Genomic DNA, 24,019 nt, shown 5'->3' on the forward strand with positions numbered 1-24,019 from the left:
CGGACGCGGCGGGCGGATTCGGTGGGGGCGGGTGTCAGCGGCCGCTGCCCAACAGCACCGTGCCGCTGCCGACCCCGAGAAGGGTCGCGGCCGCGCCGGTGAGCGGACGTGCGATGCCGCTGTTGGCGGCGATCTCGTCGGCCATGCCCGAGAAGGGCTCGGCTGTGGTGGTCATCGCATTGCGCCATCCGGTGTTCTTCGCCGAGGCGAGCGCGAGCGGTGTCGAGAACGTCTCGTACACGTTGCCCGAGCCACCCCAGGTGACCATCGACGGTCCGCCCTTCGAACTGCTGAAGAGGTTTCCGTCGATCGTGAGGTTCCACGTGTCGACGGCCCGCCCGGTCTGGGTGTCGTGAGCGAAGATCGCCCGCGGTCCGCCCGCGCCGAACACGTTGTTGCGGATCGTGATGTTGCGGGTGATCCACGTCACCGTCGGGTCGGCACCGGTCACGCGCGGATCGCGCCCGACCTTGTGGGTGGCCTGACGGCGCTCATCCTGCATGAGGTTGATGTCGTGCCGCGAGTTGTTACCGAGGTCGTTGTTCGTGATGAGAACGCCCTCGGAGTCGAAGATCCGGATGCCCTCCTTGTTGTCGAAGGCCTGGCTGCGGGCGATCGTGACCTTCGACGAGAGCTCGGCGTGGATGCCGATCTCGGTGTTGTCGTTCGACGTGACGTCGACGATGTTCACGTCGTAGCAGGACTCGTCGAACCACGTTCCACTGCCGACGTTGCGACTCGTGTCGACGTTGGTCATGTCGACCCCGCGCGAGCGCGTGACCTTGATGCCGCCGGCGACGGGCGAGCCGTTGAATCGCTCGTTGTTGTTATCGGTGATGAGCGAGTCCGACACCGTCGAGTCGTACGCCGTGGTCAACGACATGCCGAGCAGGCCGTTGCGGCGGATCGTGAGGTTGTCGACCGTCGCACGGTCGTTGCCCACGAAGAGTCCGATCGTGGCGTTGTCCTCGATGACGAGGTCGCGCAGCGTGACGCCGACGTTGTGCATGCGGATGGTGCCGAGCACGTCGTACGAGGTCGCGTAGCGGCGGACGCCGAGGCCCTTGAGCTGCGAGTTCGCGGAGCGCACGTTGAACGCCTGCCCGAGATCGCTGGCACGCACCTGCTTGCCGCTCGGGTCGGTGCCGAGGATCAGCCGGTCGCCTGCGTAGTCGACCGCGAAGGTGCCGGCTGTGACCTGGGATGCCGAGGCCACCTGCTTCTGCGCCACTCCGTCGATGAACAGCATGTCGGGGTGGTTCGCCATCGGGTAGTTCGGGTCGACGAACCAGCTCGCGTTGCCGTTCAGCATGTCGTCGTCGAACTCGGCGGTCCACCCGCCGCTCACCCACGACGAGCCGGACTTCGTCCAGGACGTCACGCGGGTCGATCCGTCGAACCAGACCGCCTCGCCCGGGTAGGCCTGGATGGTCATGGTCTTGTTGAAGGGCACCTCGACCGACTCGTGGTACTCACCGGCGCGCACGACGATCGTCGAACCGGCGGGCGAGGAGTCGACCGCCTTCTGCACACTGCGGTACGGCGCCGCGGCCGTGCCGTTCTGGGTCTGCGCGCTCGACGAACCGTTGACGAACACGGCGCCCTGCGGCACGGCGTACGACGCGGTACCGACCGGGGCGGAGCCCCGCGCCTCGAGACCCGTGCCCGGCTGGGGCTGCGGTTCGGGCTGGGGTTCCGGCTGCGGCTCGGGCTCGGGCTGCGGCTCGGGTTCCGGCTGGGGTTCGGGCTGCGGCTCGGGTTCCGGCTGCGGCTCGGGCTCCGGGTCGGTGACGACCTCGCTGCTCAGCGGCCCTGTGGCGACCATCGCCTCGAGGGCGTCGATCTGCAGGGCGGATGCCGAGGCGCCGCTGCTGGAGGCATAGCCCCACAGCGCGAATCCGCCGGCACCGCTGAGCTTGCTCGACGAGGAGTCGGTGACGGTCAGCTGCGGCGCACCGGGGGTGGTGCCCTTCGGCGTGAGGCGGGCCTCGAAGGTGACGGCATCCGTTCCGGTGACGGTCGCGTCGAACGTGTACCAGGAATCACCGAGGATGCTGAGGGGCACCGACGCCGATTTCAGCTCGGTGTCCTTCCCGCCCTGGGTGCGCAGCACCGAGAGCTGCACCTGCCCCTTCGCGTCGGTGAGCAGGCGCACGCGGTACGAGGCCCCGTCGCTCTGCACGCGGGTCGTGTAGGCGTAGTAGCCGCGACCGCCCGTCGACGAGAGGCGCACGTCGGCGGAGAGCCGGACGTCCTTCGCCTGCAGGGCACGCGGGGTGAGGTAGGCGGACTCGCCCGGCTTCAGCGCGATGGTCGCGGCGCCGTCGGCGATGCTCGCGACACCGGCGCGCGACGACCACGAGGTGTAGGCCAGCCCGTTGTCGGAGCTGCCCCAGCCCGCGGGCGAGGTGCGGTCGAACTCGTCGGCGAGCAGCACGGTCGGCGCGGCGGCCGTCGTGCTGCGGGCTTCGGGCGCGGGAGCGTCCGTGGCCGGAGCGTCGCCGGGCGCGGGATCGGGCGACGCCGGATCGGGAGCCGGCACCTCGCTCGTGCTCGGCTGCGGCTCCGGGGATGGGGCCGGGGTCTCGGTCGTCGTCGGCTCGGGTGCCGGGGTCTCAGCCGCCGAAGCGGGAGCGCCGACCAGGCCGAGCAGCAGCGTCACGGCTGCGACTGCAGCGGTGGCACCGGTGGTCGCCAGACGAGGGGAGGGATCGGGACGGTGATGGTGACGTCGAAGACGCAACAGGGTTCTCCTAGGGGTTTCAGCCCGCGTACACCGCGCCCCTCCAACTTGCCCCCTCCGGGCGAGATGGTGTGCAGTTTCGGTACGCACCGCCTACCCGGAGGGCGGCGGCCAGGGGTCAGTGTACACAGCCCCACTGGAAGATCGTTGCGAAACTGAAATATATCGGAAGCCCGAAGGCCCGGAATCACGCGGGAGAGACGGGCGCAGCGCTGCGGATGAAGCGCATCTTGCCGCCCACCTGCGGGATGCCGTCGACCCGCTCCACGGTCACCGGAACCAGTCCCTTGGTGGCGAAGCGCAGCTTCGCCACGGCCGCATCGATGCCGGCCTGCGCATCCGGCGCATCGCTCGGGATGCACCGGAGAGTGACGGCGTAATCGGCATCCTGCACGATCTCGAACTGCCGGATCGACAGCGGCGCATCGTCGAAGATGTGGCCGAGCGCACCCGCGATGGTCGTGCCGTCGGGAAGACGCACGGCATCCGACGACCGTCCCGAAATCGCACCCAGCCTCGGCAGGCCGCGCCCGCAGGCGCAGGTTCCGGGCAGAAAGCTGCTGATGTCGCCGAGGCGGTAGCGCACCACCGGGAACACCCGGTTGCTCAGATCGGTGACGACGACCTCGCCCTCGACCCCGTCGGGCACGGGGGCATCCGCGGCGTCGACGATCTCGATCCGCCGCTCGTCCGCGAACACGTGCAGGCCGCTCTGGTGACCGCACTCCCCCGCCATCCAGGGGATCTCGGCGGAGCGGTAGTGGTCGTAGCAGGGGGCGCCGAAGGCCGCCTCGATCTCGGCGCGCGTGCCGGGGGTGAGCGGAGCCGCGGTCACGGCGATGGCCTGCGGACGATGCACCTCCAGGCCCAGACGCCGCAGGCGGCGCACGGTGTCGAGCACCCCGCCGCCGTAGCCGATGAGGAACCGTGGCTTCACGCGGTTCCATTCGCGAGCGAACTCCGTCACCGCCTCATCCGTGATCTGGAAGGCATCGAGCTGCACGCGCCGCGAGGGCAACCATCCGAGATCGTGCCGCAGCCGCGCGGCTCCCGTGAGCACGTGCCGGGTGACGATGCCCCGGTCGTCCCACGGCGTCACGCCCCACCACTCGAACAGGCGCCACTCCAGCGCCCGCGCCGGGAAGCGCAGATCGCGCAGCAGGTGCAACGGCAGCCCCGTGCTGCCGCCCGTCTTCGACACCACACTGGTGCGATCGTCGGCCTCATCGGTGCGGATGCCGTCGAAGTTCTCGCGCAGCATCGCCTTGTCGACGATGGGCAGCGACGAGAACGACGCGGGGTCGCGCAGGTCGTCGTCGGTGAACCCGTGCGACGAGTAGAGATCGTGATAGAAGGGGCTGTGCGCGAAGGCGAACCGGGCGTGCTCCGCCGAACGGCGCGCACTGATGTCGGCGATCTCCTCGGGCGCGAGCGCGTCCATCTGCAGGAACGACCGGTAGGCCTCCATGCTCGACCGTCCGCCGATCGCGGTCTTCAGGCGGAACGCCGCTTCGCGGATCATGCGTCGACCCCTCGGGGCTGCGCGCCGAGCCAACGGCTGCGCAGCGCCGCCCGGTAGGCGGCCGCGTGCGAGGCCCCGGCATCCGCCCATTCCCGGCGGGAGAGATCCGGTCGCTCGGCCTCGATCCGCCGCACCGCGCGCAGCGCCTCGAGCAGCGCGCGACCGTCGACCTCGCCCTCGTACATCTGCACCCACTCCGTGCCCACCTCGGCGGCGAGCGCCTCGTTCGGCTCGTTGCGCGGCACGAGCACCGGCCGATCGAGCGACAGCGCGGCGAGCACGCTGCCGGAGTTGTGCATGAAGCGGTAGGCGAGAACCACCAGCTCGGATGCCGTCACCAGCTCGACCAGCTCGGCATCGCTGAGGAATGCGAGCTGCAACGTCACCCCGGGAAGACCCTCGACCCGCGCGCGCAGATCGTCGGCCAGCTCCTGCGTCGAGGCCTTGCCGCCGATCGTCATGCTGAGCTCGCCGTCATCGCCGCGGGCCTCGGCGTAGGCATCCACGAATCCCGAGACACCCTTGTAGCGGCGCACGCCGCCGAAGGTTGCGAGGCGCCCGCGCACCCGGTCGGCCCGGGGCTGCGGCGCGTACCAGTCGCGATAGTGCCCGTGCAGGATGACCGAGCGCGCGGTTCCCTCCGGCAGCAGCGTGGTCTCGTTGAGGACGATCCGGTGATCGGCCTGGTGCTCGATGCGTCGCAGCAGCCACAGCCGGGCGGCGTTGTCGTCGGGAAGCTCGAGGTTGTGCACCGTGCGCACGACGGCGATCCGCCGCGACAGCGAATGCCGCAGCGACAGCAGCGCGGTGAGCACGTACTTGCCCACCGACGACACGGTGCTGCCGCCGTGCAGCTTGACCTCGGGCCAGTGCCAGTGGAAGACGTCGTACCGGCCGAGGATCGCGCCGCGCCACGAGAAGCGGAGGTGATCGACCTCGTCGCAGTCGGCGAGCGCCCGATCGAGCATCGTGATGTAGGGGTTCGTCGTCACGCGCGGCGCCCCGAACGACTGCATGACGCGCACCGGCCCCGGGCGCTCAGCCATCGGACTGCAGACCCTTGATCGAGCGGTACCAGCGGAGAGCTGCGAGCAGCAGGAGCAGCGCGTTGATCGCGGCGAGCGCCGTGTAGATCACCACGAAGCCCTGCTGCCACCACAGCAGCGCGAAGGCGAGGCAGAGGAATCCGTAGTCGCTGGGGATCACCGCGAGCGAGTACAGCGAGCCGGAGCGCCATGCCTCACGGGGTGCTTCCTCGGTCTCGACGGGGGACTGCAGCCGGTGGATGCGTCGCAGGAAGTCCGCGGCGATGATGCCGAAGAAGAACGTGTTCGCGATCGCGGCGAACGCCAGCGGCACGAGCAGCCACAGGTCGTCGAGATCGTAGAACCGGAACCAGCACACGAGCACGGCGAGATGGATGGTGGCGAGCTTCAGCGAATCGAAGAAGTGGTCGAGCCACTCCCCCGCGAGCGAGCCCGTTCCGGTGAGCCGCGCGAGCTGCCCGTCGGCCGAGTCGAGCGCGTAACCGAGCACGAGCAGCGCCGCCACCAGCACCGACGACCAGACGGTCGGAGCGAGCAGCGCGATCAGCGCGACCCCGCTGAGGGTGCACAGCGCGCTCACGATGGTGACCTGCGACGGGGTCATCCCCCACGCGTAGGCCGTCGCCGCGAGCGGGCGCCCCAAAGGCCGGTTCACGTAGCGCGAGTATGCCGCCGCGCCCTTCGATGATTTCTGCGCCTGTCTCAGACGCAGCATCGCCCCACGAATCTCTGACACGACATCTCCCCAGGTGGCGTCAAATGTAGCCTTCACTATAGCCACAGGTGCCCTCGCACGGGTCCGTGGGTTTCGTGACGACGGGGAGGATGCACGGATGGACGCACGACGGATGCTGGGGATCATCGTCGTCAACTACGCCTCGGCGGGCCTGCTCGCCGAGAACCTGACCGCGACGGCTGCGGCCGTGCCGTACGCGCGGATCGTCGTCGTCGACAACCGCTCGACCCCGGAGGAGCGCGCACGCGTCGAGGCGCTGAGCGTCGCGAACGGGTGGCGGCTGGTGCCGATGGACGACAACGCGGGGTTCGGCGGCGGCGTGAACGCCGGAGCCGCGGTGGCGTTCGACGAGCTCGGGGTCACCGACATCCTGCTCCTGAATCCGGATGCCCGGATCGACGCGCGCTCGGTCGCCGCTCTGGCCGCGGCGACGGCGGAAGGGCCGAGCGTCGCCTCGCCGCGCGTCGAGGACGCGGCGGGCCGGGTGTGGTTCGCCGGCATGGACGTGTACCTCGATGACGGCTCGATGGGCGGGCCGCGTCGCCGCCGCGAGCAGACGGATGCCCGCCGCCTGCCGTGGCTCAGCGGCGCGTGCCTGTGGTTCACCCGCGAAGCCTGGGACCTCACGGGCGGCTTCGACGACGCGTACTTCCTGTACTGGGAGGACGTCGACATCTCGGTGCGCGCGGCACGCGCCGGGGCGCGCCTGCTCGTCGTCGACGACGCTCTCGCGGTGCACGACGAGGGCGGGACGCATCGCGCGAGCACCCAGCGGCCCGAGGCGAAGTCGGAGCTGTACTACTACTACAACATCCGCAACCGGCTGCTCTTCGCGGGCCTGCTGCTCGACGGAGCGGATGCCGCGGCCTGGTCGCGCACCGCCTGGAGCAATGCGCGCCAGGTGCTGCTGCGCGGGGGACGTCGTCAGTTCCTCCGACCGATCGCTCCGCTGCGCGCGGCCTGGCGCGGCGTGCGCGACGGACGACGACTTCTTGCACAGGCTGGTTCGGAGCGGAGGCACGCGGTCTAAACTCTCATCACCGGCCGCCGTCTTCGCGGCGCCGGATGGGGAGACACGGGGAGCAGGGGGTCTGCGATGGACGCAACCGAAGAGACGCAGCCGAATCGTCGGCGCGTCTGGATCACACTGTCGGCACTGGTCGTGGTGATCGCGCTCGCGGTCCTCGGCGCGATCTTCGTGCCGCCGCTGCTCGCCGGAACGCCGAGCACCGAGCCTTCGGCATCCGCCACTCCCACCACGCCTCCGCGCGACATCGTCGATCCCGATGCCCCGCGACCGACGCAGACGCCGACGCCCGCGGCCGGAGCGACCGACGAGCCGTTCGCCGAACTCAGCCCGGTGGCCCCCGATCAGACGATCGTCACCGAAGAGGGGATCGAGATCTCGCTGTCGTCGCTGCAGGCAGTCGACGGCCAGGCCACCCTCGCGGGTGAGACCTCCGGGCCCGCTATCCGCGGGACCGTGCGCATCACGAACACCGGTGACGAGCCGCTCGACCTCGAGTACGTCGCGGTCAACGCGTACATCGGCGAGGACCGCGCCCCGGCCGGCACCCTCACCCAGCCCGGCGGCGCACCGTTCGAGGGCACCGTCGCCCCCGGCGACTCCGCCGAGGGCACCTACCTGTTCTCGGTTCCCGAGGCCGACCGCGACGACGTCACCCTGACCGTGGACTACCTGTTCGGCGCCAAGGTCGCCGTGTTCCGCGGAGACCTGCGCTGATCGGCGCACCCGGCATGGGGCGCGCCGAGCGGTACACGACCACCTCGATCGTCGCGGCGGCCGCTGCGGCGGCGACCGCGGTCCGGTACCAGTTCGGCCCGGGCGTGAGCCTGTCGTTGATCGCCGCCATCGTGCTGCTGCCGGTATGGTGGCAGGTGCTGGCGAGATTCCGCTTCGCCCGTCTGCTGCTCGCTCTCGCCGCGATCGCCGCCGTGTGGGGCGGGGTGCTCACACTGTTCGAGACCATGCGCCCGGTGTCGACGAGCCTCATGCTCGAGCAGACCTTCACGTTGCTGTCACTCGCCGGCGGCATCGGCGTGCTGCTGTGGGCGCGCACGCAGATCGGTCTCGGCGGCACCGCCGTGGCGTTCGGCGTCGGGGCGCTGGCGAACGTGGTGCTCACGGGCGGCAACCCGGCGAACCTCTGGAAGTACTCGCTCGCGGTGCCCGTGATCATCATCGTGCTGGGTCTCACCGCGACGAGCCGACGACGCTGGCTCGACCTGCTCGCCCTCGGTGCGCTCGCGGTGGTGTGTCTCGCATCGGACTCCCGGTCGATGACCTCGTTCCTGCTGCTGTCCGCCGTCATCGTGCTCTGGCAGATGTTCATGCCGCCGGGAACCCGGCGACCGCGCCCGCTGCAGACGCTCGTGCTGTTGGGCGTGCTGAGCCTCGCGGCCTTCAGCCTGCTGCAGGCGCTGATCCTGGAGGGCGCGCTCGGCGACGCCGCCCAGCAGCGCACCCAGGCGCAGATCGACACCTCGGGATCGCTCATCGCCGGCGGGCGGCCGGAGCTCGGAGCGGCGACCGCCCTCGTCGCCGAACGGCCGCAGGGGTTCGGCAGCGGAGTGCTCCCCGTCTCGCACGACGTGTGGGTCGCGAAGACCGGCATGAGCGAGCTCAACTACGACCCCGACAACGGCTACGTCGAGGGATACATGTTCGGCGGCCAGTACGAGGTGCACTCGGTGGTCGGAGACCTGTGGCTGCGCTTCGGACCGGTCGCGGCGATCTTCGCCATCGCGCTGATCGGGTGCGCGATCTACGCCGTCGCGCGCAGCGTCTCCCTCAAAGCCGCCGCCGGGATCACGGTGTGGCTGGTCCTGCTCGGAGCCTGGGACACGTTCTTCAGTCCCCTGCTGACCTCATCGCGCACCCTGGCGCTGCTCTTCGCGCTCACGGCGATCCCCGTAGCGGGATGGGCGTCTCGTCGCGAGACGAAGGAGCTCAGAGCTCGCCCGGACGCATCGCCTCTTCGTCGATCGCGCGGATGACGCGCAGGGCAGCCGTGTCGGGTTTCGGCTCGCCGCTCCGTCCCCGGCGCCGGGGCGCGTAGACCACCAGCGAGTGGAAGAGGAAGCGTGCGAAGAACGCGACGATCAGGGAGAGCCCGGTCGCGAGGACGCTCGAGATGTGCCAGGTCTCGACCATCAGCGCCATCACCGGGATGCGCAGCGTCGCCTCGATGCTGTTGAACGCGAACGACGCCGCGAAGCGCTGCCAGACCCCGCGGGCGTTCGTGCGCATGTCGGCGAAGACGAAGCGCTCCTGCAGCAGGAAGTTGCCGACGATCGTGACGACCGCCCCGATGATCGCCGCCCAGATGTACGGCACCCCGGCCGCCGTCAGCAGCCACATGATGGCGAGGTTCGCGACGGCGCCCACCGCACCGATCAGGGCGAACAGCGACATCTTGCCGAATCGCAGGCGTGCCAGGTGCGCGATGAACGTGCCGCCCTGGCGCAGGCTCGCCTTGGACGTGCCGTGCCGCCGCTCCGCGAACTCCATCGGCACCTCGGCGATGCGCAGATCGGTGCGCGCGAGGATCTCGAGCAGGATCTTGAAACCCTGCGGCTGCAGCGTCGCGAGGTCGAGCCGGCTCCGGTCGACGAGGAAGAACCCGGTCATCGGGTCGGTGCTGCGGGCGAGGCGGATCGGGAACATCGCCCGGGTCAGCCAGGTCGCCGCACGCGAGACGCCGAAACGCACCGCGGTACCGAGCCCGCTCGTGTCGCCCCCGCCGATGTAGCGCGACGCGGCGACGACGTCGGCATCCCCCTCGGCCTGCCGTGCGAGCAGAGAGGGCAGCAGTTCGGGCGGATGCTGCAGGTCGCCGTCCATGACGATGCAGAGAGCGGATGCCGCGGCCTCGAGCCCGACCACGACGGCGCCGCCGAGCCCACCCGTGTTCTCGGCACGGTGGATCACACGCACGGGCAACGGAGCATCCGCCGCGACCCGTGCGACCTCGTCGGCGGTGTCGTCGCTGCTGTCGTCGACGAAGAGGATCTCGGCGTCGTACGCGGCCAGCGCGGCGGCGGTGCGGGCGACGAGCTCGGCGACGTTGTCGCGTTCGTTGAAGGTCGGCACGATGACCGTGACCTTCGCGTTCATGTCGCCCCCTCTGCGCGCGCCGCTGTGCGGCATCTCATCGTGCCACGGGTTGCTATGCGCTCGAAACCTGGCCCGGTGCGACCGCAACCACGATTCGGGGTCGCGCTTTGCGGCTCGCGAGGCTTAGACTGACCCGTGCGGCTGTGGGAGTCGCAGGTGGATGGGGATCCGCCTACTGGGGAATCACTGATCTGGGGAGATCATGGGGACGCGTATCGGCTATGCCGCGGGAGCTTTCGACCTGTTCCACGTGGGGCATCTGAACCTTCTGCGCCACGCCAAGCAGCAGTGCGACATTCTGATCGCCGGCGTCGTGAGCGACGAGATGCTGCGCGAGGTGAAGGGCATCGAGCCCGTCATCCCGACGGCGGAGCGCGCGGAGATCGTGCGGCACATCTCGTTCGTCGACGACGTGCACGTCGAGACGACACCGTCGAAGCTGGACGCCTGGGAAGACGTGCACTTCACGCACTTCTTCAAGGGCGACGACTGGCGGGGCACCGAGAAGGGCCTGCGGCTCGAGCGCGATTTCGCGCGCGTCGGCGTCGAAGTCGTGTACTTCCCGTACACGGCGCACACCTCGAGTTCGTCGCTGCGGCGGGCGCTCGATGCGATCACCGCGGGTGCGGGGGCTCCGGCGCTCGCGCGCTGACGGGTCAGTTCGCCGACGGAGTCAGTTCGCGACGGAGTCAGTTCGCGACGGAGTCAGTTCGCGACGCCGAGCAGGCTGCGGGCCATGCGCGCCACGTGGGGTGGCGTGTGCGGCCCCAGCCAGACGGTCCACTGCGCCGGGGGCTCGCTGCACGCCCACTCGACGCACCACGAGTGCACGGCGTTGGCGAGGCGCTCGCCCTTGGTGTGCGCGCGGATGCCGTCGCTGCGCACGAGCCAGCGCACCGAGACACCGTCGGGCACGTCGATGTGACGCATCTGGATGCGCGCGGCCGCTTCGAGCAGGATGACGCCGGTCGCGTCCCACGGCAGTCGGGCGGCGATCCCGGCGATGACTCCGGCGTCGGCCGCATCTCCGGCGACGAGCACAGCGCCCTCGATGTTCTCCCAGTCGGGGTCGTCCAGGTGCTCGCTCGCGTTGTTCATGGCTTCGATTATAGGTAAGGCTACCCTTACCGACAAGCCCCTCTCGGCCCTCTCCCCGCCAGGGCGTTCTACGCTTGTCTCATGACTTCTCCTGCTGAATCCACCATCACGATGTTCGGCGCCGACTGGTGCCGCGACTGCATCCGCACCAAGAAGCAGCTCGACGACCTGGGTGTCGAGTACACCTACGTCGATCTCGTCGCCGACCCCTCGGGTGCCGACGTCGCGAAGGACATCTCGGGTCGCACCAACATCCCCGTCGTCCTCTACCCCGACTCCTCGCACCACGTCGAGCCGTCGAACGCCGACGTCGAGGCGAAGCTGCGCGAGCTCTCCCTCATCTGAGCCCGTCGCGGGGCAGGCCCCTTCGACAGGCTCAGGGACCCAAGCTTCTTGACACCGCGCAGGGCAGGACCCTTCGACAGGCTCAGGGACCCAAGCTTCTTGACACCGCGCAGGGCAGGCCCCTTCGACAGGCTCAGGGACCCAAGCTTCTTGACACCGCGCAGGGCAGGCCCCTTCGACAGGCTCAGGGACCCAAGCTTCTTGAGACTGGGTCGCTGAGCCTGTCGAAGCGTCCCCCACCAGGCGACGAGACGAAAGACGCCCACCGCTACACTGGCGCGATGAGCACAGAGGCTCGGCCCGAACGAGCATCCGTCCGCCTGTCCGCGCGCACGATCGTGCTGTACGCGATCGGGTCCGTCGGTACCGGCGGATACGCCACGCTGCCCGGGCTGGTGCTGACGTACTTCCTCACCGACAACCTCGGCGTCGCCGCCCTGGCCGCCGGGGTCATCGTGACGGCCGCCAAGATCTGGGACGTCGTGATCGACCCGCTGATCGGCGCCGCCTCCGACCGTCAGTTCGCGCGCACCGGCTCGCGTCGCGGGTTCATGGTGCTCGGCGCCGTCACGCTCCCCCTCTTCTTCGCACTGACGTTCGCGGTGCCGCCGTCGTGGGGGCCGATCGCCGGTGCGGTGTGCGTGCTGCTCGCTTTCCTCGCCACGGCGACGTCGTTCAGCCTGTTCCAGGTGCCGTACGTCGCGTTGCCCGCCGAGCTCACCGACGGCTACGACGAGCGCACGCGCCTGCTCGGCTGGCGGGTCGTGGTGCTGACGGCATCCATCCTCTTGTTCGGCGCGGGCGGCCCGGCACTGCGCAAGGCCGGCGACGACCCCGTGCTCGGATACCTGCTGATGGGCATCGTCGCGGGTCTCGCGATCGGCATCGGCATGCTCGTCGCGACGCGCACAGCGGATGCCACGTCCGCCCGTCGCGTCGGCGACGGGGCGACACCGGCCGCCGGCATCCGCGAGCAGTACGCCTCGGGGTTCCGGGCGCTGCGGCGCAGCCAGCCGTTCCGTGCGCTACTGGGCACCTTCCTGCTGCAGGCGCTCGCCACCGGCACCATGCTCGCCGGAGCGCAGTACGTGGCGACGTGGGTGCTGCGCTCGGAGGATGCCGTGACGTTCGTGTTCGTCGCGCTCGTCGGACCCGCGCTCATCGCGACGCCCGCCTGGACCGTCATCGCCCGGCGGGTCGGCAAGGAACGCGCGTTCGGGATCGCGAGCGTGCTGTTCGCCCTCGCCGCGGCCTCCCTCACGATCGCCGTCTGGGCGCCCGGCGCCTGGATCTACGCTTCGGTCGCGGTGGCCGGAGTCGCCTACGCGGGGCTGCAGTCGTTGCCGATGGCGATGCTGCCCGACGTGATCTCGCACGACGAGCGCACCCACGGCAGCGGACGCGCGGGCACCTTCACCGGCATCTGGACCGCCGGGGAGACCGTCGGGTTCGCACTCGGCGCGACGACCGTGTCGCTCACCCTCGCCCTGACCGGGTACGTCTCGACGGTCGCCGGTGCGGCGGTCGAGCAGCCGGATGCCGCGATCACCGGCATCGTGCTCAGCTTCAGCATCCTTCCCGCACTGATCATGCTCGCGAGTCTCCTGCCCCTGCGCCGCTACCGCCTGCGCCGCCACGACATCGACGCCTAAGCTGGGATCCCGTTCGAAGGAGCCGCCTGTGACCTCCACGCCCGTCGCCACGACCACGCCCGAGATCGGCGAGAGCGAGCACGCGCGGCTCGACACGGCGATCGACGACCTGCAGACGGGGGCCCGCGTGTGGTCGGCACTGACCGTCGCGCAGCGCGTGACGTTGTTGCGTCAGGTGCGCACGAGCGTGGCCGCGACCGCCGAGGACTGGGCCACGACCGCCGCGGCGACGAAGGGGCTCGATGCGCGGCATCCGCTCCGAGGCGAGGAGTGGCTGAGCGGGCCCTACGGGGTGCTCGGCGCCCTCGACGCCTACATCGAGACGCTCTCACGGCTCGCCCGCGGCGCCAACCCGCTCGACGGTGTCGCGATCGACCGTGCCCCGGGAGGCCGCACGCGCGTGCACGCGTTCCCCCTCACCGGCATCGACCGCTTCCTGCTGTCGGGATTCACCGGGGAGGTCTGGCTCGAACCCGGCACGACGCCACGCGCGGCCCGTGCCGCCGCCGGGCTCGGCCAGCGCACCCCGACCGTCTCCGGCGGAGTGGGGCTCGTGCTCGGCGCCGGCAACGTCACCTCGATCCCCGTGCTCGACGTGCTCTATGAACTGCTCGCGTCGAACCGCACCGCACTGCTCAAGGTGAACCCGACGCAGGACCCGCTCGTGCCGATCTACAAGCGCGCGCTCGCCCCGCTCATCGAGCCGGGGTTCCTGCGTATCGTGCGCGGAGGCCCGGCGATCGGTGCGTACCTCACGGCGCATCCCGACCTCTCCCACGTGCACATCACCGGTTCCGCGGCGACGTTCGACGCGATCGTCTGGGGCCCGAAGACCGCCCGAGGTGCTCGCCGCAAGAAGCCGTCGATGTCGAAGCCGATCACGGCCGAGCTCGGCGGGGTCTCGCCGATCATCGTGGTGCCCGGCAAATGGTCGGACGCCGACCTGCGCTACCAGGCCGAGCACGTCGCGACCATGCGGCTGCAGAACAGCGGTCACAACTGCATCGCCGGCCAGGTCGTGATCCTGTCGGAGGACTGGGACCAGGCGGATGCCTTCCGCGCCGCGCTCCGTCGGGCCTACGCGAGTGCGCCCGAGCGCCCCACCTGGTACCCGGGGTCGACGAACCGCATGCACCAGGCATCCGAGGCGTACCCCGATGCCCTCGTGCTCGGCGACCGGCTGCTCGTGGAGATCGACGACGACGACGATGCCGCAGCCCTGCAGAGCACCGAGTACTTCGCGCCGGTGCTCGGCGTCGTGAGCGTCGCCGGGAGGGGCCAGGAGTTCCTCGACGCCGCCGTCGCGTACGCGAATGACGAGCTGCAGGGCACACTCGGAGCGAACCTGCTCATCGACCCGGCGACCGAGAAGTCGCTCGGCACCGGGTTCGAGCGGGCGATCGCCGATCTTCGGTACGGGTCGATCGCGATCAACGGCTGGACCGGCTTCGCGTTCATCACCCCGACACTGACCTGGGGCGCGTTCCCCGGTAGCACGATCGACGACGTCGGTAGCGGCATCGGAGTGGTGCACAACGCCCTGCTGCTCGATCGGGTCGAGCGATCGGTGCTGCGCGGGCCGTTCCGACCGTTCCCGCGTTCGGCGCCCGGCCTCAATGGGGGCGGCCGAGTCACCATCCTGCCGACGCCGCCGTGGTTCGTGACTTCTCGCACCGGTGCCGAGGTGAGCGAGGGGCTCACGCGCTTCCGGGTGAAAGGCTCGGTGCCTGGCCTCGTGAAGACCCTGCTCGCGGCGCTGCGCGCCTGATCACATCCGCGAGGGGTCAGGGGTCGAGATCATCGACCGAACGGGTGAACGCCTCGCCGCAGACCCCGAGGCCCTCGCTGTAGCCGAGCGCGAACCAGTACTGCCGCTGTTCGCTGGACCCGTGCGTCCAGCTCTCCGGGTTCTGGAAACCCGAGATCTCCTGGATGTGGTCGTCTCCCACGACGAAGGCGGCGTTCAGGGCATCTTCGAGTTCGGCCTCGGTGGGCTTGATGAGGTACGGATCACCATCGGCATCCGTCTGGTCGGTCATGCGCCCGATCCACGAGCCCGCGTAGCAGTCCGCCTGCAGTTCCATGCGCACGCCGTTCGTGCCGGGACCGGTGCCGTTGTTCGGATACTGGTCCATCGTGCCGACGATGTTCTGGATGTGGTGGCCCCACTCGTGCCCCACGATGTAGAGCTGGGCGAGGTTGCCGGCAGATGCTCCGAACTGCTGCTGCATGAGGTCGAAGAACGTGGGGTCGACGTAGACGCCCTGCTCGGGCGGGCAGTAGAAGGGGCCGACCGCATTGGAGGCGGTGCCGCACTGCGTCGGGGTCGACCCATCGACCACGGTGAGGGTCGGCTCGACGTAGCCTTCGACGTTCTCGGCCCAGAACGCGTCGAGCGCGACCTGCGCACCGGCCATGCGGCAGTCGACGTCCTCATTCGCATCCTGCCCGGTCTTGCAGTCCTCGATGACCGAGCCGCCCGTTCCGGAGCCGCTCGGTGCCGTGCCGCCGCCGAGGAGACCGGTGAGGTCGATCCCGAGCAGCGGCCCCGCGATCAGGGCGATGATGCCGAGCACACCGACGCCTGCGCCACCCGCGATCGCGGCATTGCGACCGCGGCGGCGCGTGGTGTTGGTCGACAGGTCGGCGTCGGGATTGAACGTCATGGCTCCGAGGGTACTCCGCCCCTCGGACGGTCGTAGGCTCGGGATATGACCACGACGATCACCATCACGGGCGCGGGCGGACAGATCGGCTACGCGCTGCTGTTCCGCATCGCGGCGGGAGACCTGCTCGGACCGGACGAGAAGGTGCGAGTGCGACTGCTCGAGATCCCGCAGGGGATCGGAGCGGCGGAGGGCGCGGCGCTCGAGCTGCAGGACGGCGCCTTCGGACTGCTCGAGCACGTCGAGGTGACGGATGACGCGGCGGTCGGGTTCGACGGTGCCGACCTCGCGCTGCTCGTGGGCGCGCGCCCGCGCGGACCGGGCATGGAGCGGGGCGACCTGCTGGCAGCGAACGGTGGCATCTTCGGCCCGCAGGGAGCGGCGATCGCCGCGAACGCGGCACCCGGCGTGCGGGTCACGGTGGTCGGGAACCCCGCGAACACGAACGCGCTCATCGCCGCGGCGTCCGCCGACGGCGTGCCGGCCGAGAGGTTCACGGCGCTGACCCGCCTCGACGAGAACCGTGCCAGGGCGCAGTTCGCACAGACGCTGGGCGTTCCTGTCGCGACGGTGGGGCGCCTGCCGATCTGGGGCAACCACTCCGCGACGCAGTTCCCCGACGTGTCGCATGCGACCGTGGCGGGCGAACCTGCGGCGGATGCTCTCGCCGCGATCGTCGGCGACGTGCCGACATGGTTGGACGAGACCTTCATCCCGCGGGTTGCGAAGCGGGGTGCCGAGATCATCCAAGTGCGCGGGTCGTCGTCCGTCGCCTCGGCGGCGAGCGCCACGATCGACCACGTGCGCGACTGGGTGCGCGGCACCGAGGACTGGACCTCGGCCGGCGTCGTCTCGCACGGTGAGTACGGAGTGCCCGAGGGTCTGATCTCGTCGTTCCCCGTGCGCGCGGTCGACGGTGCGTGGCAGATCGTCGAGGGTCTGGAGATCGGCGAGGACGCACGGCGGCGGATCGACGCCTCGGTCGCCGAGCTCGTCGAGGAGCGCGATGCAGTGCGGGCGCTCGGCCTGATCTGACCCACTCCTCCGGCACGAACGTGTGGATAATCGGCTTATCCACTGTCCCCACACGTGAACGATTAGCCGACATATGGTTGCTGGACTGACGACGCTCCACGGAGCAGAATGGACCGGTGACCTTGTCTCCTGACACGATCGGAATGATCATCGCGCTCTTCGCCTTCACGGCGACGGTGCTCAGCGGCGTGGGCGCGATGCTCGCCCACCAGACGCGAGGCCTGGACGCGCGATTCGTACAGATGGATGCGCGGATCGACGCCCGGTTCGAGCAGGTCGACGCCCGGTTCGAGCAGGTCGACGCCCGGTTCGAGCAGGTCGATCGCCGCTTCGACCAGGTGGACGCCCGATTCGATCGCGTCGACGCCCGCATCGACCGGGTGGAAGAACGTCTCCTCGGCGTCGAACACGAACTGGTCGACGTGAAGATCACGATCGCCCGGCTCGAGGGGCCTCCCCGTCGCCTGCAACAGCTTTGAGCGGCATCCGATCCCGTCGACGGAGTCGATACGGATTCGGCACCGACAGGGCAGAATGGAGTCCGGAGGTGCGCCCATGAGCGACACGACAGACCGGACCACCGGCACGGCATCGGTCGATGACGCGCTGACGAGCCCGCTGCACCTGCCGCATGCCGCGGCGGAGTGCCCCAAGTGCTTCACCGAACTGCAGCAGAACCGCGACTTCTGGCTCGCTCGCCCCGACGGTTCACGCCTCGTCGGGCTCGTGGTCTCGCGCGAGGGCATGCCTCCGGTCGTGCAGCAGCGCGACGACCTCACCCGCTTCGGCGTTCCGATCGAGGGGTTCCGTCACCCCGCACCCGACATCCTCGAGAGCTGGGGCGATCGCCTCGCCCGCCTCATCGACACCCTGCACACGGGCGACGTGCTCGTCGTCGCCAACACGCACGCCCTCGGGCGCGACGGCGAAGAGGAGTCGCGCACGGTCGCAGACCTCCGTCGCCGCGGCATCATCGTGAAGGTTCTCAACCACGACGCGCGCCACCTGGCGGATCTCGCGCGCTGAGCCCGGATCCCGCGCAGCCTACGGTGAGGGCGTCGGACCGAACGCCGGCTCACCCGGCGTGACGCCGAAGAAGAGCGGATCGCTCGGCGACTCCTCGCGCGGAAGATAGCCCTCGGAGAGCGTCACTCCCCCGAAGATCAGCTTGCTCAATTCGGCGCGGTCTCCGGGCCAGCACTTCGTGGTCGCCGTGACGAGCACCGACCCGTTGGCGATGAAGGTCACCATGAGCCGCGAGAAGTCGCCCTGCTCGCGCACGATCACGTCGGAGGACTGCGCTTTCCCGGAACCGAGCTCCTGGCCCTCCACCTCGAAGCCTGCGTCGGTGAGGTGACGACTTACCTCGTCGCGCAGAGCATCCTGCTCGCCCGGGTCGATCTGCGTGGTGCGGGTCAGGTCGAACTTGTAGGCGTCGTCGCCGCATCCGGCACCCGACGGCTGCATGCCGAACGCGCTGATCTCGGTCTGCCACGGGCCGTCGAAGATCAGCGCCTGCACGTCGTTCGTCACACGGCGGTAGTCGAGGTAGTGCTGCTCCGCCTGCGCGACGAGCTCGCTACCGGTGGGAATGGCCATTGCATCTCCTTCGTTCGCGCACCCTGTGAAGGCGAGCGCCAGTACCGCGACGGCTGCAGTGGCGCGCCAGCGCTTCGTCATCGATCTTCCTCCACCTGTCGCACGAGCGGAGCCACGCGCTGCGACGATCACAGCGGCTCTCCGTTGGCGACGATGTTGGCAATGTTACGGAACGACTCCGAGTCGCGGGCGAGGTAGCCGTTGTCCTCCTCCCACCACCCCCACACCGAGTTGCCTCCGTCGTGCGCCGCGTGGCCGGGGGTCCCGAGCCCCATCTCGGTGCCGCCGTCGACGCTCGGCACCTGCCCACCGTCGCTCTCGAAGCTGACGGCTCCCGGCAGCTCCTCGGGGTTGGTGCCGTGGCCGAACGAGCTGTGCTCGCCGTACCGCGCGATCCAATCACCCGGGGCGCGCGAAGCGTAGATCTGCGTTCCGGAGTAGTCCATCGGCGCATCGCCGGTCCAGCTCTGGTGGTAGCCGTCGGGGACGCCCGCCGATCCGACCGCGATGAGGTTGTCGACGCCGAGGTTGTCGGACGAGCCGCCCACCGCGAGGAACGCCGTGGTGCTGCCGTAGGAGTGTCCGATCACCGACGTGGTGACCTGCGAGGGAACCTCGTTGTCGAGTCCGCGCAGCGTCGAGCTGAGCGTCGCGGCCCCCTCGGTCGCGCTGCCCATCGTGTGCTCGCTGAGCATGTTCGGGGAGTCGTAGCCGTACCAGGCGATCGTCGCCGACCGCACTCCCCCGCCGTATGCATCGGCGAAGGTGTTGAGATCACGTGCGCTCTGCCCCCACGCCTCGAGGTCCTCGAGGCTCGAGAACATGCCGCCGACGAGGACGTTGACGTTGGTGATGCCATCCATCGGATCGACCGGGTTGCCCTCGTCGTCGACGATCCGCACGCCGTACATCACCGCGGCGGTCGCCTGCGGATGCTCGAAGGGGTGGAACATCAGCAGCTGACCGTCGAAGTCGGTGAGTTCGAGCCCGAGGCTCTCGAGCTGGGTGTCGAGCGGCTCGCCATACGGGCCACCTTCGATCACCCGGTCGTAGGCGGCCTTGTTGGCGAGGAAGCGGTCGAGGTAGGGAACGCCCTCGAGGTTGCCGACGAACTCCGGGTAGGTACGGGCCAACGCCGCGCGCTGGGCATCGGTGAGGCTGTCCCAGATCTCGGCGACCTCGGCGGGGCTGTCGGCATTCGCGAGCGCATCGATCGCCGAGAGCGTCGAGTCGCTGAGCGTCGTACCATCGGAGCGGACCAGGCCCGCGATCGCTGCCCCGTAGGCTTCGTCCCACAGCGAGTACGACGATTCCCACTGCTCCCACAGATCGTCGAGGGTGCTGGTGGCCGAGGCGAGACCACTCTCGGCATCCGTGACGTCCTGCTCTGCCGCGTTGCGGGTCTGCGCGGTGTCGTCGGGCGTGCACTGGCGCTGGGCGAGTTCCGCGGACTCGAGATCGGCTGCGGCCGTCTCCTTCGCGGCGTGGGCCGTCTGGATGTCGTCGATGAGGTCGTTCGCCGCCTTCGCATGCTGCGCCACGGCCTCGCCGTAGGCGCGCACGACATCGGCGATGCGCCCGAGGGTGAGGATCGTCGGGTTCATCCGGCTCGCGAGCGCGCCCGATTCGGTCTGCACGCGATCGATGCTCTCGCCGCGCCCCTCGAGCCCGCCGTCGATGTTGCGCAGCACGATCCGGGCGTTGCCGCCCTCATCGATCAACGTCTCCAGGTCACGATGGATGCCTTCGAGGGAGCCGCTGTCGTACTCGATCTCTTCGAGCGTCCAGCCGCGGTTAGGCGAAGTCAGCGACATAGTCGGAATCCCATCCGGCGCCGAGCGAGACGTCGAGGTCGTCGAACGAATCATTGATGCTCTTGAGGCGGTCGCTGATCGCGATGCCGTCGAGGTGCTGCGCCTTCGCCTCCATCGACGCCTGACCGAGCGCGTTCTCGAGCATGACCCGGAGACTCGTGCGCCCGACCGGGTTGCCGACCCCGGTGTCTCGCGCCCAGATGTCGTTCGCGTACGCGACGTAGTTGCCGATCGAGAAGTCGATCTGCAGGATCGCTCCTTCGAGCGCGGCCTTGTCTATCTCGACGTCCGACATCTTCACCCCCCGGTGCTCTCTGGTTTCACCCTAGCGGGGCATATCGGGATGCCACGATGGGCAGGACTCCCCATCCTCCCTGTGCCGGCGGCGGGGTCGGGGACACGACGAAGGGGCCGACGGCGAACCGTCGACCCCTCGAAATCCGTGCTGGCGTATCAGCTGCCGGCGAGCTGCGTGTCGAGGTCCTGAATGGCACGCATCATGCCCAGCAGCGACTCCGACATGTCGTTGATGCCATCGACCGCGGTCTTCAGACCCGTCGTCAGCTCCGTGTAACCCTCACCGAACTTGCCCGACGCATGCTGCGTCTTGAAGTCCTCACCCAGAAGGGTGTCCACCTGACCCTTCAGCGTGTCCAACTGACCCTGAATGTCATCACGAGCCTGCGACAGCGACGACGCCACCTGCTCCATCTCTGCATAAGACGCACCGAAATCGGCCATCGTCCACACCTCCGGAAATCGAATGAACCGGACCCCTCCGGCCCGATACCCACAAACCTAACAACCCCCACCCCCACCGTCGATGGGGAGACCTCCCCATCCCGGTTCTCACGGGCGGCGGAGCAGCGCCGGCGGTTCAGCGACGGACGAAGCCCGAGCGGATCCGCACCCAGAGCGGGTCGCGCTCCGAGAGACCGGACACGATCCGCATCACCCCGCCGATCTGGCCGATCCCGGAGACGGCACCGACAAGACCGATCGTCGCCGCCGCCACGGTCATCGACGTCGTCCCCTCGATGAGGTCGCGGACGAAAAGCGCGATCCCGCCCACCGCGATCAGCAGCGCCAGGGTCGCCGTGACGATGCGCGCGAACACCCGCGGTTCGAAGTTCACGGTGCGAGCCTGCAGCCAGCCGCCGGCCCGGCGCTGGCGTCCTCCGCGCGCGTACGGCAGGCGCATCCACCAGGTCGCCGCGGAGAGGAGCCGCCGCCCCGACCACCACAGCAGCACCAGCAGGGCGAGGCCCGCGAGAGCGACGACGGCGGCGACCACGATCGCCACCAGGTCGATGCCGGCCGGTGTGCCACCCAGCATCCGCACCGTCTCGATCAGACCGACCGCCACGAACGAGCCCGCCGCGGCGAGCACGAAACCCAGGATGCCGAAACCCCACCGGGACCAGCGCTCGAAGTCCGCGCGCAGGGCCGCGGCGGCGCGGTCGGCCTCGAGCGGACGAGCGTCGTCGGATCCCGCCTCGGCGATCAGCGGACGCGAAGCCGGGAGGATGAGAGCGAAGGGCATGTCTTCAGGTTAGGTCGTCGTCGAGCGGGGTCTCGAATCGCGCGCCCTCCGGCAGCTCCGGCTCGACCCCCTCGGGCAGGTACTGCGTCATCGACAACGCGAAGGCCGTCATCACCGCCAGCTCCTGCCGCTGCGCCGGGTCGGAGCATAGCCCCATGACGACCACGGTTCCCACCTCGTCGGGGAGGCGGATCTCGCCGACCGTCATGACCGTGTCCAGGCCTCCGCGCGAGACCAGCCCGCTCGTCACGGTGCCGACCCGCCCGTCGGGCGACGCGAAGGTCTCGGCCGTCGCGTCGTCGCCGAAGCGACCGAGCGGGAGAAGGCGGTGCAGCGAGACGGCATCCGCAGTGTCCTCCGGACGCGTCACGACCACGTTCGTGCACAGGAACGACACCGCCGGCCGCTCACCGAGAACGATCGACACCCCGGCGAAATCGAATCCGGTATCGGCGAAGGTGCGCACACCCTCATGGAAGCCGGCGACGATCGCCTCACGCGCCTCGTCCGGGAGCCAGCCCTTGCCGCCCTCGAGATAGCGCTCCAGCCACTCGTCCGGCGCGCGCTCGCCCAGGGCTCGGAACTCGATCCAGCCCTGCGGCATCCGCTGCCACACCCGGTGGCCGGTGACCTGCTCGACGCTCACAGCTCGGCGTCCGTCTTCGGGCCGTTGCCGTGGACCGTGTTGTCGACCCGCTCGGCGAGGTTCTGCCACGGGCCGAACAGGCTGTCGGTGAAGTCCTGGCCCTTGTCGTGCGCGTCCTTGGCGGTGTTGAACATCCAGTACGTGTTGGCCACCATGTTGCTCATGTTGATGTTCAGCGTCACGGCGAGGGTTCCGGCCGCCGTGCCGCCACCGGCGAGCGCCGGCGTCATGCGCTGGATCGACGGAATGAGCACCGCACCACCGGGGCCGATGAGAGTCTTCGCCGCAACGCCCAGCAGACCGCCGGCGAGGAGGCCGACTGCGCCGATCGCGAAGTCGGCCCACGACCCGCGGCCCGTGAGCGCCTGGAGACCGTCGATCGCGACGAGCGCGATCGACATGATGAGCGCCACAGTGCCGAGCACCGGGATGAAGATCGAGAGGATGGCGATGATCGGAAGTGCCGCGCGGAGGATGTCCTCCAGGATCGGCACCACGTTGTCCATGAGCCACTCGCCGGCATCCGCCAGCCAGTCGCCCGCCCCCTCGAGGAAGTTCGAGAATGCGTTCCCCGCATAGGAGTTGAGGGTGTCGCTCGCGCTCACGAGGTACTGCGCGGCGATCGCCGCGTCGTCGTCGACCTCGATCTTGAGGCGCTGCGCCTCGGCGATGACGTCGTCGAGCGCGCCCTGCGCCGTCGCCAGCGCCGTGGTCGCGTTCGAGACGGCGTCGGGGTCGGCATCCTCGGCGTCGGCGCCGTCGACCGCCTTGTCCTTCGCGGTCGCTTTGCTGCTCACCGACGCGGCGGCGGTGGCCGCCCGTTCCTCGAGCTCGCGGGCGCGCTGCTGGTAGCCGGTCAGCTGCGTCACCCAGGTGCTGAGCGCATCGCGGGAGGTGCGCAGGGCCGAACCCGTGTCGACCAGGTGCGGACGGAAGTCCTCGCTCATCGCGGCGCGGAACGCCACGGCGGCCTCGCCGGTCCACGCGGCGTCATCGTCGCCGTTCAGCATCGCGACCGCGTCGTCGACGCTGTCGCAGCCGGTCGAGAGCCCGAGAACGAAGCCTTCGAGCTCGCCGAGGTTGCCGGGAGCGGGATCGAATCCCAGCGCGGGGAACGAAGTCATGCGGATGCCCCTTCCTCGGGTTCCATGCTGGCGGCGAGCTCGGAATCGAGCCCGCGGAACGCCTCGAGGATGCCCTGCAGGCCGGCGCTCGCGTCTTCGGCGTAGCGGCCGAGCTTGTCGATGCCGCCGCCCCACGAATCGTGGAGGTCTTCGAGACGGCGTCGCAGCTCCTGCTGCGGAACGGCCGAGCCCGAGACACTGCCGAGAGCGCTGGTCGCGGCGTCCAACGACGTGCGCATGTTCGCGTACGCGGTCTTGCTCGCCTCCATGGCCGAGTAGTCGATACTCACATCAGGCATACGTGTCCCCTCC

At 69.6% G+C, this 24,019-nt stretch carries 25 protein-coding genes; 10 read left to right on the top strand and 15 right to left on the bottom strand.

What is annotated here, in order from left to right; genetic code table 11:
• Nucleotides 1-34 precede the first annotated feature (34 nt).
• From ACIQTT_RS07890 to ACIQTT_RS07905, 4 genes are all read right to left on the bottom strand, one after another.
• Nucleotides 35-2,743, bottom strand: coding sequence for a right-handed parallel beta-helix repeat-containing protein (locus ACIQTT_RS07890; protein WP_402788301.1), 2,709 nt, complete (start codon nt 2,741-2,743; stop codon nt 35-37).
• A gap of 187 nt (nt 2,744-2,930) precedes the next feature.
• Nucleotides 2,931-4,265, bottom strand: coding sequence for a phenylacetate--CoA ligase family protein (locus ACIQTT_RS07895; protein ID WP_402788303.1), 1,335 nt, complete (start codon nt 4,263-4,265; stop codon nt 2,931-2,933).
• On the bottom strand, nt 4,262-5,311 hold the full coding sequence (locus ACIQTT_RS07900; protein ID WP_402788305.1) for a glycosyl transferase: 1,050 nt from the start codon (nt 5,309-5,311) through the stop codon (nt 4,262-4,264). The genes ACIQTT_RS07895 and ACIQTT_RS07900 overlap by 4 nt, the downstream gene beginning before the upstream one ends.
• Complete coding sequence (locus ACIQTT_RS07905; protein WP_402788307.1) at nt 5,304-6,047, bottom strand: CDP-alcohol phosphatidyltransferase family protein; 744 nt, start codon at nt 6,045-6,047, stop codon at nt 5,304-5,306. Before ACIQTT_RS07905 ends, ACIQTT_RS07900 begins: the two co-directional genes overlap by 8 nt.
• A 97-nt stretch (nt 6,048-6,144) precedes the next feature.
• Here ACIQTT_RS07905 and ACIQTT_RS07910 point away from each other — a divergent pair, with 97 nt between their 5' ends.
• From ACIQTT_RS07910 to ACIQTT_RS07920, 3 genes are all read left to right on the top strand, one after another.
• Entirely contained in the window at nt 6,145-7,077 is a 933-nt protein-coding gene (locus ACIQTT_RS07910) for a glycosyltransferase family 2 protein (protein ID WP_402788309.1), read from the top strand.
• Nucleotides 7,078-7,143: 66 nt separating this feature from the next.
• The gene (locus tag ACIQTT_RS07915) at nt 7,144-7,791 is read left to right on the top strand and encodes a DUF4232 domain-containing protein (RefSeq protein ID WP_402788311.1); all 648 of its coding nucleotides are present in this window, start codon (nt 7,144-7,146) and stop codon (nt 7,789-7,791) included.
• A 14-nt stretch (nt 7,792-7,805) separates the two neighbouring features.
• Entirely contained in the window at nt 7,806-9,065 is a 1,260-nt protein-coding gene (locus ACIQTT_RS07920) for a hypothetical protein (RefSeq protein WP_402788313.1), read from the top strand.
• Here ACIQTT_RS07920 and ACIQTT_RS07925 read toward each other — a convergent pair.
• Nucleotides 9,019-10,185: a glycosyltransferase gene (locus ACIQTT_RS07925; protein ID WP_402788315.1), complete on the bottom strand. Its 1,167-nt coding sequence runs from the start codon at nt 10,183-10,185 to the stop codon at nt 9,019-9,021. The genes ACIQTT_RS07920 and ACIQTT_RS07925 overlap by 47 nt on opposite strands.
• Nucleotides 10,186-10,387: 202 nt before the next feature.
• Between ACIQTT_RS07925 and ACIQTT_RS07930 the strand changes: the two genes are divergently transcribed.
• The gene (locus ACIQTT_RS07930) at nt 10,388-10,837 is read left to right on the top strand and encodes an adenylyltransferase/cytidyltransferase family protein (protein ID WP_402788317.1); all 450 of its coding nucleotides are present in this window, start codon (nt 10,388-10,390) and stop codon (nt 10,835-10,837) included.
• Between the two features lie 53 nt (nt 10,838-10,890).
• Here the strand turns inward: ACIQTT_RS07930 and ACIQTT_RS07935 are convergent, their stop codons facing one another.
• Nucleotides 10,891-11,283, bottom strand: a complete 393-nt coding sequence (locus tag ACIQTT_RS07935) for an SIP domain-containing protein (protein ID WP_402788319.1) — start codon at nt 11,281-11,283, stop codon at nt 10,891-10,893.
• An 81-nt stretch (nt 11,284-11,364) separates the two neighbouring features.
• Here ACIQTT_RS07935 and ACIQTT_RS07940 point away from each other — a divergent pair, with 81 nt between their 5' ends.
• The 3 genes from ACIQTT_RS07940 (at nt 11,365) to ACIQTT_RS07950 (ending at nt 15,048) form a co-directional block, all read left to right on the top strand.
• A complete protein-coding gene (locus tag ACIQTT_RS07940; RefSeq protein WP_402788321.1) occupies nt 11,365-11,628 on the top strand; it encodes a glutaredoxin domain-containing protein in 264 nt (87 codons plus the stop codon).
• Between the two features lie 281 nt (nt 11,629-11,909).
• Nucleotides 11,910-13,280 carry an MFS transporter gene (locus ACIQTT_RS07945; RefSeq protein ID WP_402788322.1) on the top strand — a complete coding sequence of 457 codons (1,371 nt, stop codon included), beginning with the start codon at nt 11,910-11,912 and terminating at the stop codon, nt 13,278-13,280.
• A gap of 28 nt (nt 13,281-13,308) precedes the next feature.
• Nucleotides 13,309-15,048, top strand: coding sequence for an aldehyde dehydrogenase family protein (locus ACIQTT_RS07950; RefSeq protein ID WP_402788324.1), 1,740 nt, complete (start codon nt 13,309-13,311; stop codon nt 15,046-15,048).
• Nucleotides 15,049-15,064: 16 nt separating this feature from the next.
• Here the strand turns inward: ACIQTT_RS07950 and ACIQTT_RS07955 are convergent, their stop codons facing one another.
• A complete protein-coding gene (locus ACIQTT_RS07955; protein ID WP_402788326.1) occupies nt 15,065-15,946 on the bottom strand; it encodes a neutral zinc metallopeptidase in 882 nt (293 codons plus the stop codon).
• Between the two features lie 45 nt (nt 15,947-15,991).
• On the opposite strand from ACIQTT_RS07955, the gene ACIQTT_RS07960 reads away from it, so the two are divergent.
• The 3 genes from ACIQTT_RS07960 (at nt 15,992) to ACIQTT_RS07970 (ending at nt 18,007) form a co-directional block, all read left to right on the top strand.
• Entirely contained in the window at nt 15,992-16,981 is a 990-nt protein-coding gene (locus tag ACIQTT_RS07960) for a malate dehydrogenase (RefSeq protein ID WP_402788328.1), read from the top strand.
• Between the two features lie 116 nt (nt 16,982-17,097).
• Nucleotides 17,098-17,460, top strand: coding sequence for a response regulator (locus ACIQTT_RS07965; protein ID WP_402788330.1), 363 nt, complete (start codon nt 17,098-17,100; stop codon nt 17,458-17,460).
• 76 nt (nt 17,461-17,536) lie between these two features.
• A complete protein-coding gene (locus ACIQTT_RS07970) occupies nt 17,537-18,007 on the top strand; it encodes a recombinase family protein (RefSeq protein ID WP_402788332.1) in 471 nt (156 codons plus the stop codon).
• Between the two features lie 18 nt (nt 18,008-18,025).
• Here the strand turns inward: ACIQTT_RS07970 and ACIQTT_RS07975 are convergent, their stop codons facing one another.
• The 8 genes from ACIQTT_RS07975 to ACIQTT_RS08010 all read right to left on the bottom strand — a co-directional run bounded on the left by ACIQTT_RS07975 (nt 18,026) and on the right by ACIQTT_RS08010 (nt 24,006).
• Nucleotides 18,026-18,580 (bottom strand): hypothetical protein, encoded by a 555-nt coding sequence (locus tag ACIQTT_RS07975; protein WP_402788334.1) that lies wholly within the window; start codon nt 18,578-18,580, stop codon nt 18,026-18,028.
• A gap of 128 nt (nt 18,581-18,708) precedes the next feature.
• Entirely contained in the window at nt 18,709-20,394 is a 1,686-nt protein-coding gene (locus tag ACIQTT_RS07980; RefSeq protein ID WP_402788336.1) for an alpha/beta hydrolase, read from the bottom strand.
• Complete coding sequence (locus tag ACIQTT_RS07985; protein WP_402788338.1) at nt 20,375-20,695, bottom strand: hypothetical protein; 321 nt, start codon at nt 20,693-20,695, stop codon at nt 20,375-20,377. Before ACIQTT_RS07985 ends, ACIQTT_RS07980 begins: the two co-directional genes overlap by 20 nt.
• A 152-nt stretch (nt 20,696-20,847) precedes the next feature.
• Entirely contained in the window at nt 20,848-21,135 is a 288-nt protein-coding gene (locus ACIQTT_RS07990) for a WXG100 family type VII secretion target (protein ID WP_247623521.1), read from the bottom strand.
• Nucleotides 21,136-21,271: 136 nt separating this feature from the next.
• Nucleotides 21,272-21,937, bottom strand: coding sequence for a hypothetical protein (locus ACIQTT_RS07995; protein ID WP_402788340.1), 666 nt, complete (start codon nt 21,935-21,937; stop codon nt 21,272-21,274).
• Nucleotides 21,938-21,941: 4 nt separating this feature from the next.
• Nucleotides 21,942-22,583 (bottom strand): hypothetical protein, encoded by a 642-nt coding sequence (locus ACIQTT_RS08000; RefSeq protein WP_402788342.1) that lies wholly within the window; start codon nt 22,581-22,583, stop codon nt 21,942-21,944.
• Nucleotides 22,580-23,707 (bottom strand): hypothetical protein, encoded by a 1,128-nt coding sequence (locus ACIQTT_RS08005; RefSeq protein WP_402788344.1) that lies wholly within the window; start codon nt 23,705-23,707, stop codon nt 22,580-22,582. The genes ACIQTT_RS08000 and ACIQTT_RS08005 overlap by 4 nt, the downstream gene beginning before the upstream one ends.
• Nucleotides 23,704-24,006: a hypothetical protein gene (locus ACIQTT_RS08010; RefSeq protein WP_402788346.1), complete on the bottom strand. Its 303-nt coding sequence runs from the start codon at nt 24,004-24,006 to the stop codon at nt 23,704-23,706. Before ACIQTT_RS08010 ends, ACIQTT_RS08005 begins: the two co-directional genes overlap by 4 nt.
• Between the last annotated feature and the right edge of the window lie 13 nt (nt 24,007-24,019).

The organism is Microbacterium sp. NPDC090225 (assembly GCF_044772365.1).
In the GTDB taxonomy this organism is placed as follows: Bacteria; Actinomycetota; Actinomycetes; order Actinomycetales; family Microbacteriaceae; genus Microbacterium.

Excerpts from the sequence above, each read along its gene's own strand:
- ACIQTT_RS07940 (WP_402788321.1), top strand. The coding sequence starts at position 11,365 with ATGACTTCTCCTGCTGAATCCACCATCACGATGTTCGGCGCCGACTGG.
- ACIQTT_RS07925 (WP_402788315.1), bottom strand. The coding sequence starts at position 10,185 with ATGAACGCGAAGGTCACGGTCATCGTGCCGACCTTCAACGAACGCGAC.
- ACIQTT_RS07995 (WP_402788340.1), bottom strand. The coding sequence starts at position 21,937 with ATGCCCTTCGCTCTCATCCTCCCGGCTTCGCGTCCGCTGATCGCCGAG.
- ACIQTT_RS07960 (WP_402788328.1), top strand. The coding sequence starts at position 15,992 with ATGACCACGACGATCACCATCACGGGCGCGGGCGGACAGATCGGCTAC.
- ACIQTT_RS07920 (WP_402788313.1), top strand. The coding sequence starts at position 7,806 with ATGGGGCGCGCCGAGCGGTACACGACCACCTCGATCGTCGCGGCGGCC.
- ACIQTT_RS07945 (WP_402788322.1), top strand. The coding sequence starts at position 11,910 with ATGAGCACAGAGGCTCGGCCCGAACGAGCATCCGTCCGCCTGTCCGCG.
- ACIQTT_RS07935 (WP_402788319.1), bottom strand. The coding sequence starts at position 11,283 with ATGAACAACGCGAGCGAGCACCTGGACGACCCCGACTGGGAGAACATC.
- ACIQTT_RS07910 (WP_402788309.1), top strand. The coding sequence starts at position 6,145 with ATGGACGCACGACGGATGCTGGGGATCATCGTCGTCAACTACGCCTCG.
- ACIQTT_RS08010 (WP_402788346.1), bottom strand. The coding sequence starts at position 24,006 with ATGCCTGATGTGAGTATCGACTACTCGGCCATGGAGGCGAGCAAGACC.
- ACIQTT_RS07980 (WP_402788336.1), bottom strand. The coding sequence starts at position 20,394 with ATGTCGCTGACTTCGCCTAACCGCGGCTGGACGCTCGAAGAGATCGAG.
- ACIQTT_RS07930 (WP_402788317.1), top strand. The coding sequence starts at position 10,388 with ATGGGGACGCGTATCGGCTATGCCGCGGGAGCTTTCGACCTGTTCCAC.
- ACIQTT_RS07970 (WP_402788332.1), top strand. The coding sequence starts at position 17,537 with ATGAGCGACACGACAGACCGGACCACCGGCACGGCATCGGTCGATGAC.
- ACIQTT_RS07955 (WP_402788326.1), bottom strand. The coding sequence starts at position 15,946 with ATGACGTTCAATCCCGACGCCGACCTGTCGACCAACACCACGCGCCGC.
- ACIQTT_RS07990 (WP_247623521.1), bottom strand. The coding sequence starts at position 21,135 with ATGGCCGATTTCGGTGCGTCTTATGCAGAGATGGAGCAGGTGGCGTCG.
- ACIQTT_RS07975 (WP_402788334.1), bottom strand. The coding sequence starts at position 18,580 with ATGGCCATTCCCACCGGTAGCGAGCTCGTCGCGCAGGCGGAGCAGCAC.
- ACIQTT_RS07900 (WP_402788305.1), bottom strand. The coding sequence starts at position 5,311 with ATGGCTGAGCGCCCGGGGCCGGTGCGCGTCATGCAGTCGTTCGGGGCG.
- ACIQTT_RS07895 (WP_402788303.1), bottom strand. The coding sequence starts at position 4,265 with ATGATCCGCGAAGCGGCGTTCCGCCTGAAGACCGCGATCGGCGGACGG.
- ACIQTT_RS07915 (WP_402788311.1), top strand. The coding sequence starts at position 7,144 with ATGGACGCAACCGAAGAGACGCAGCCGAATCGTCGGCGCGTCTGGATC.
- ACIQTT_RS08005 (WP_402788344.1), bottom strand. The coding sequence starts at position 23,707 with ATGACTTCGTTCCCCGCGCTGGGATTCGATCCCGCTCCCGGCAACCTC.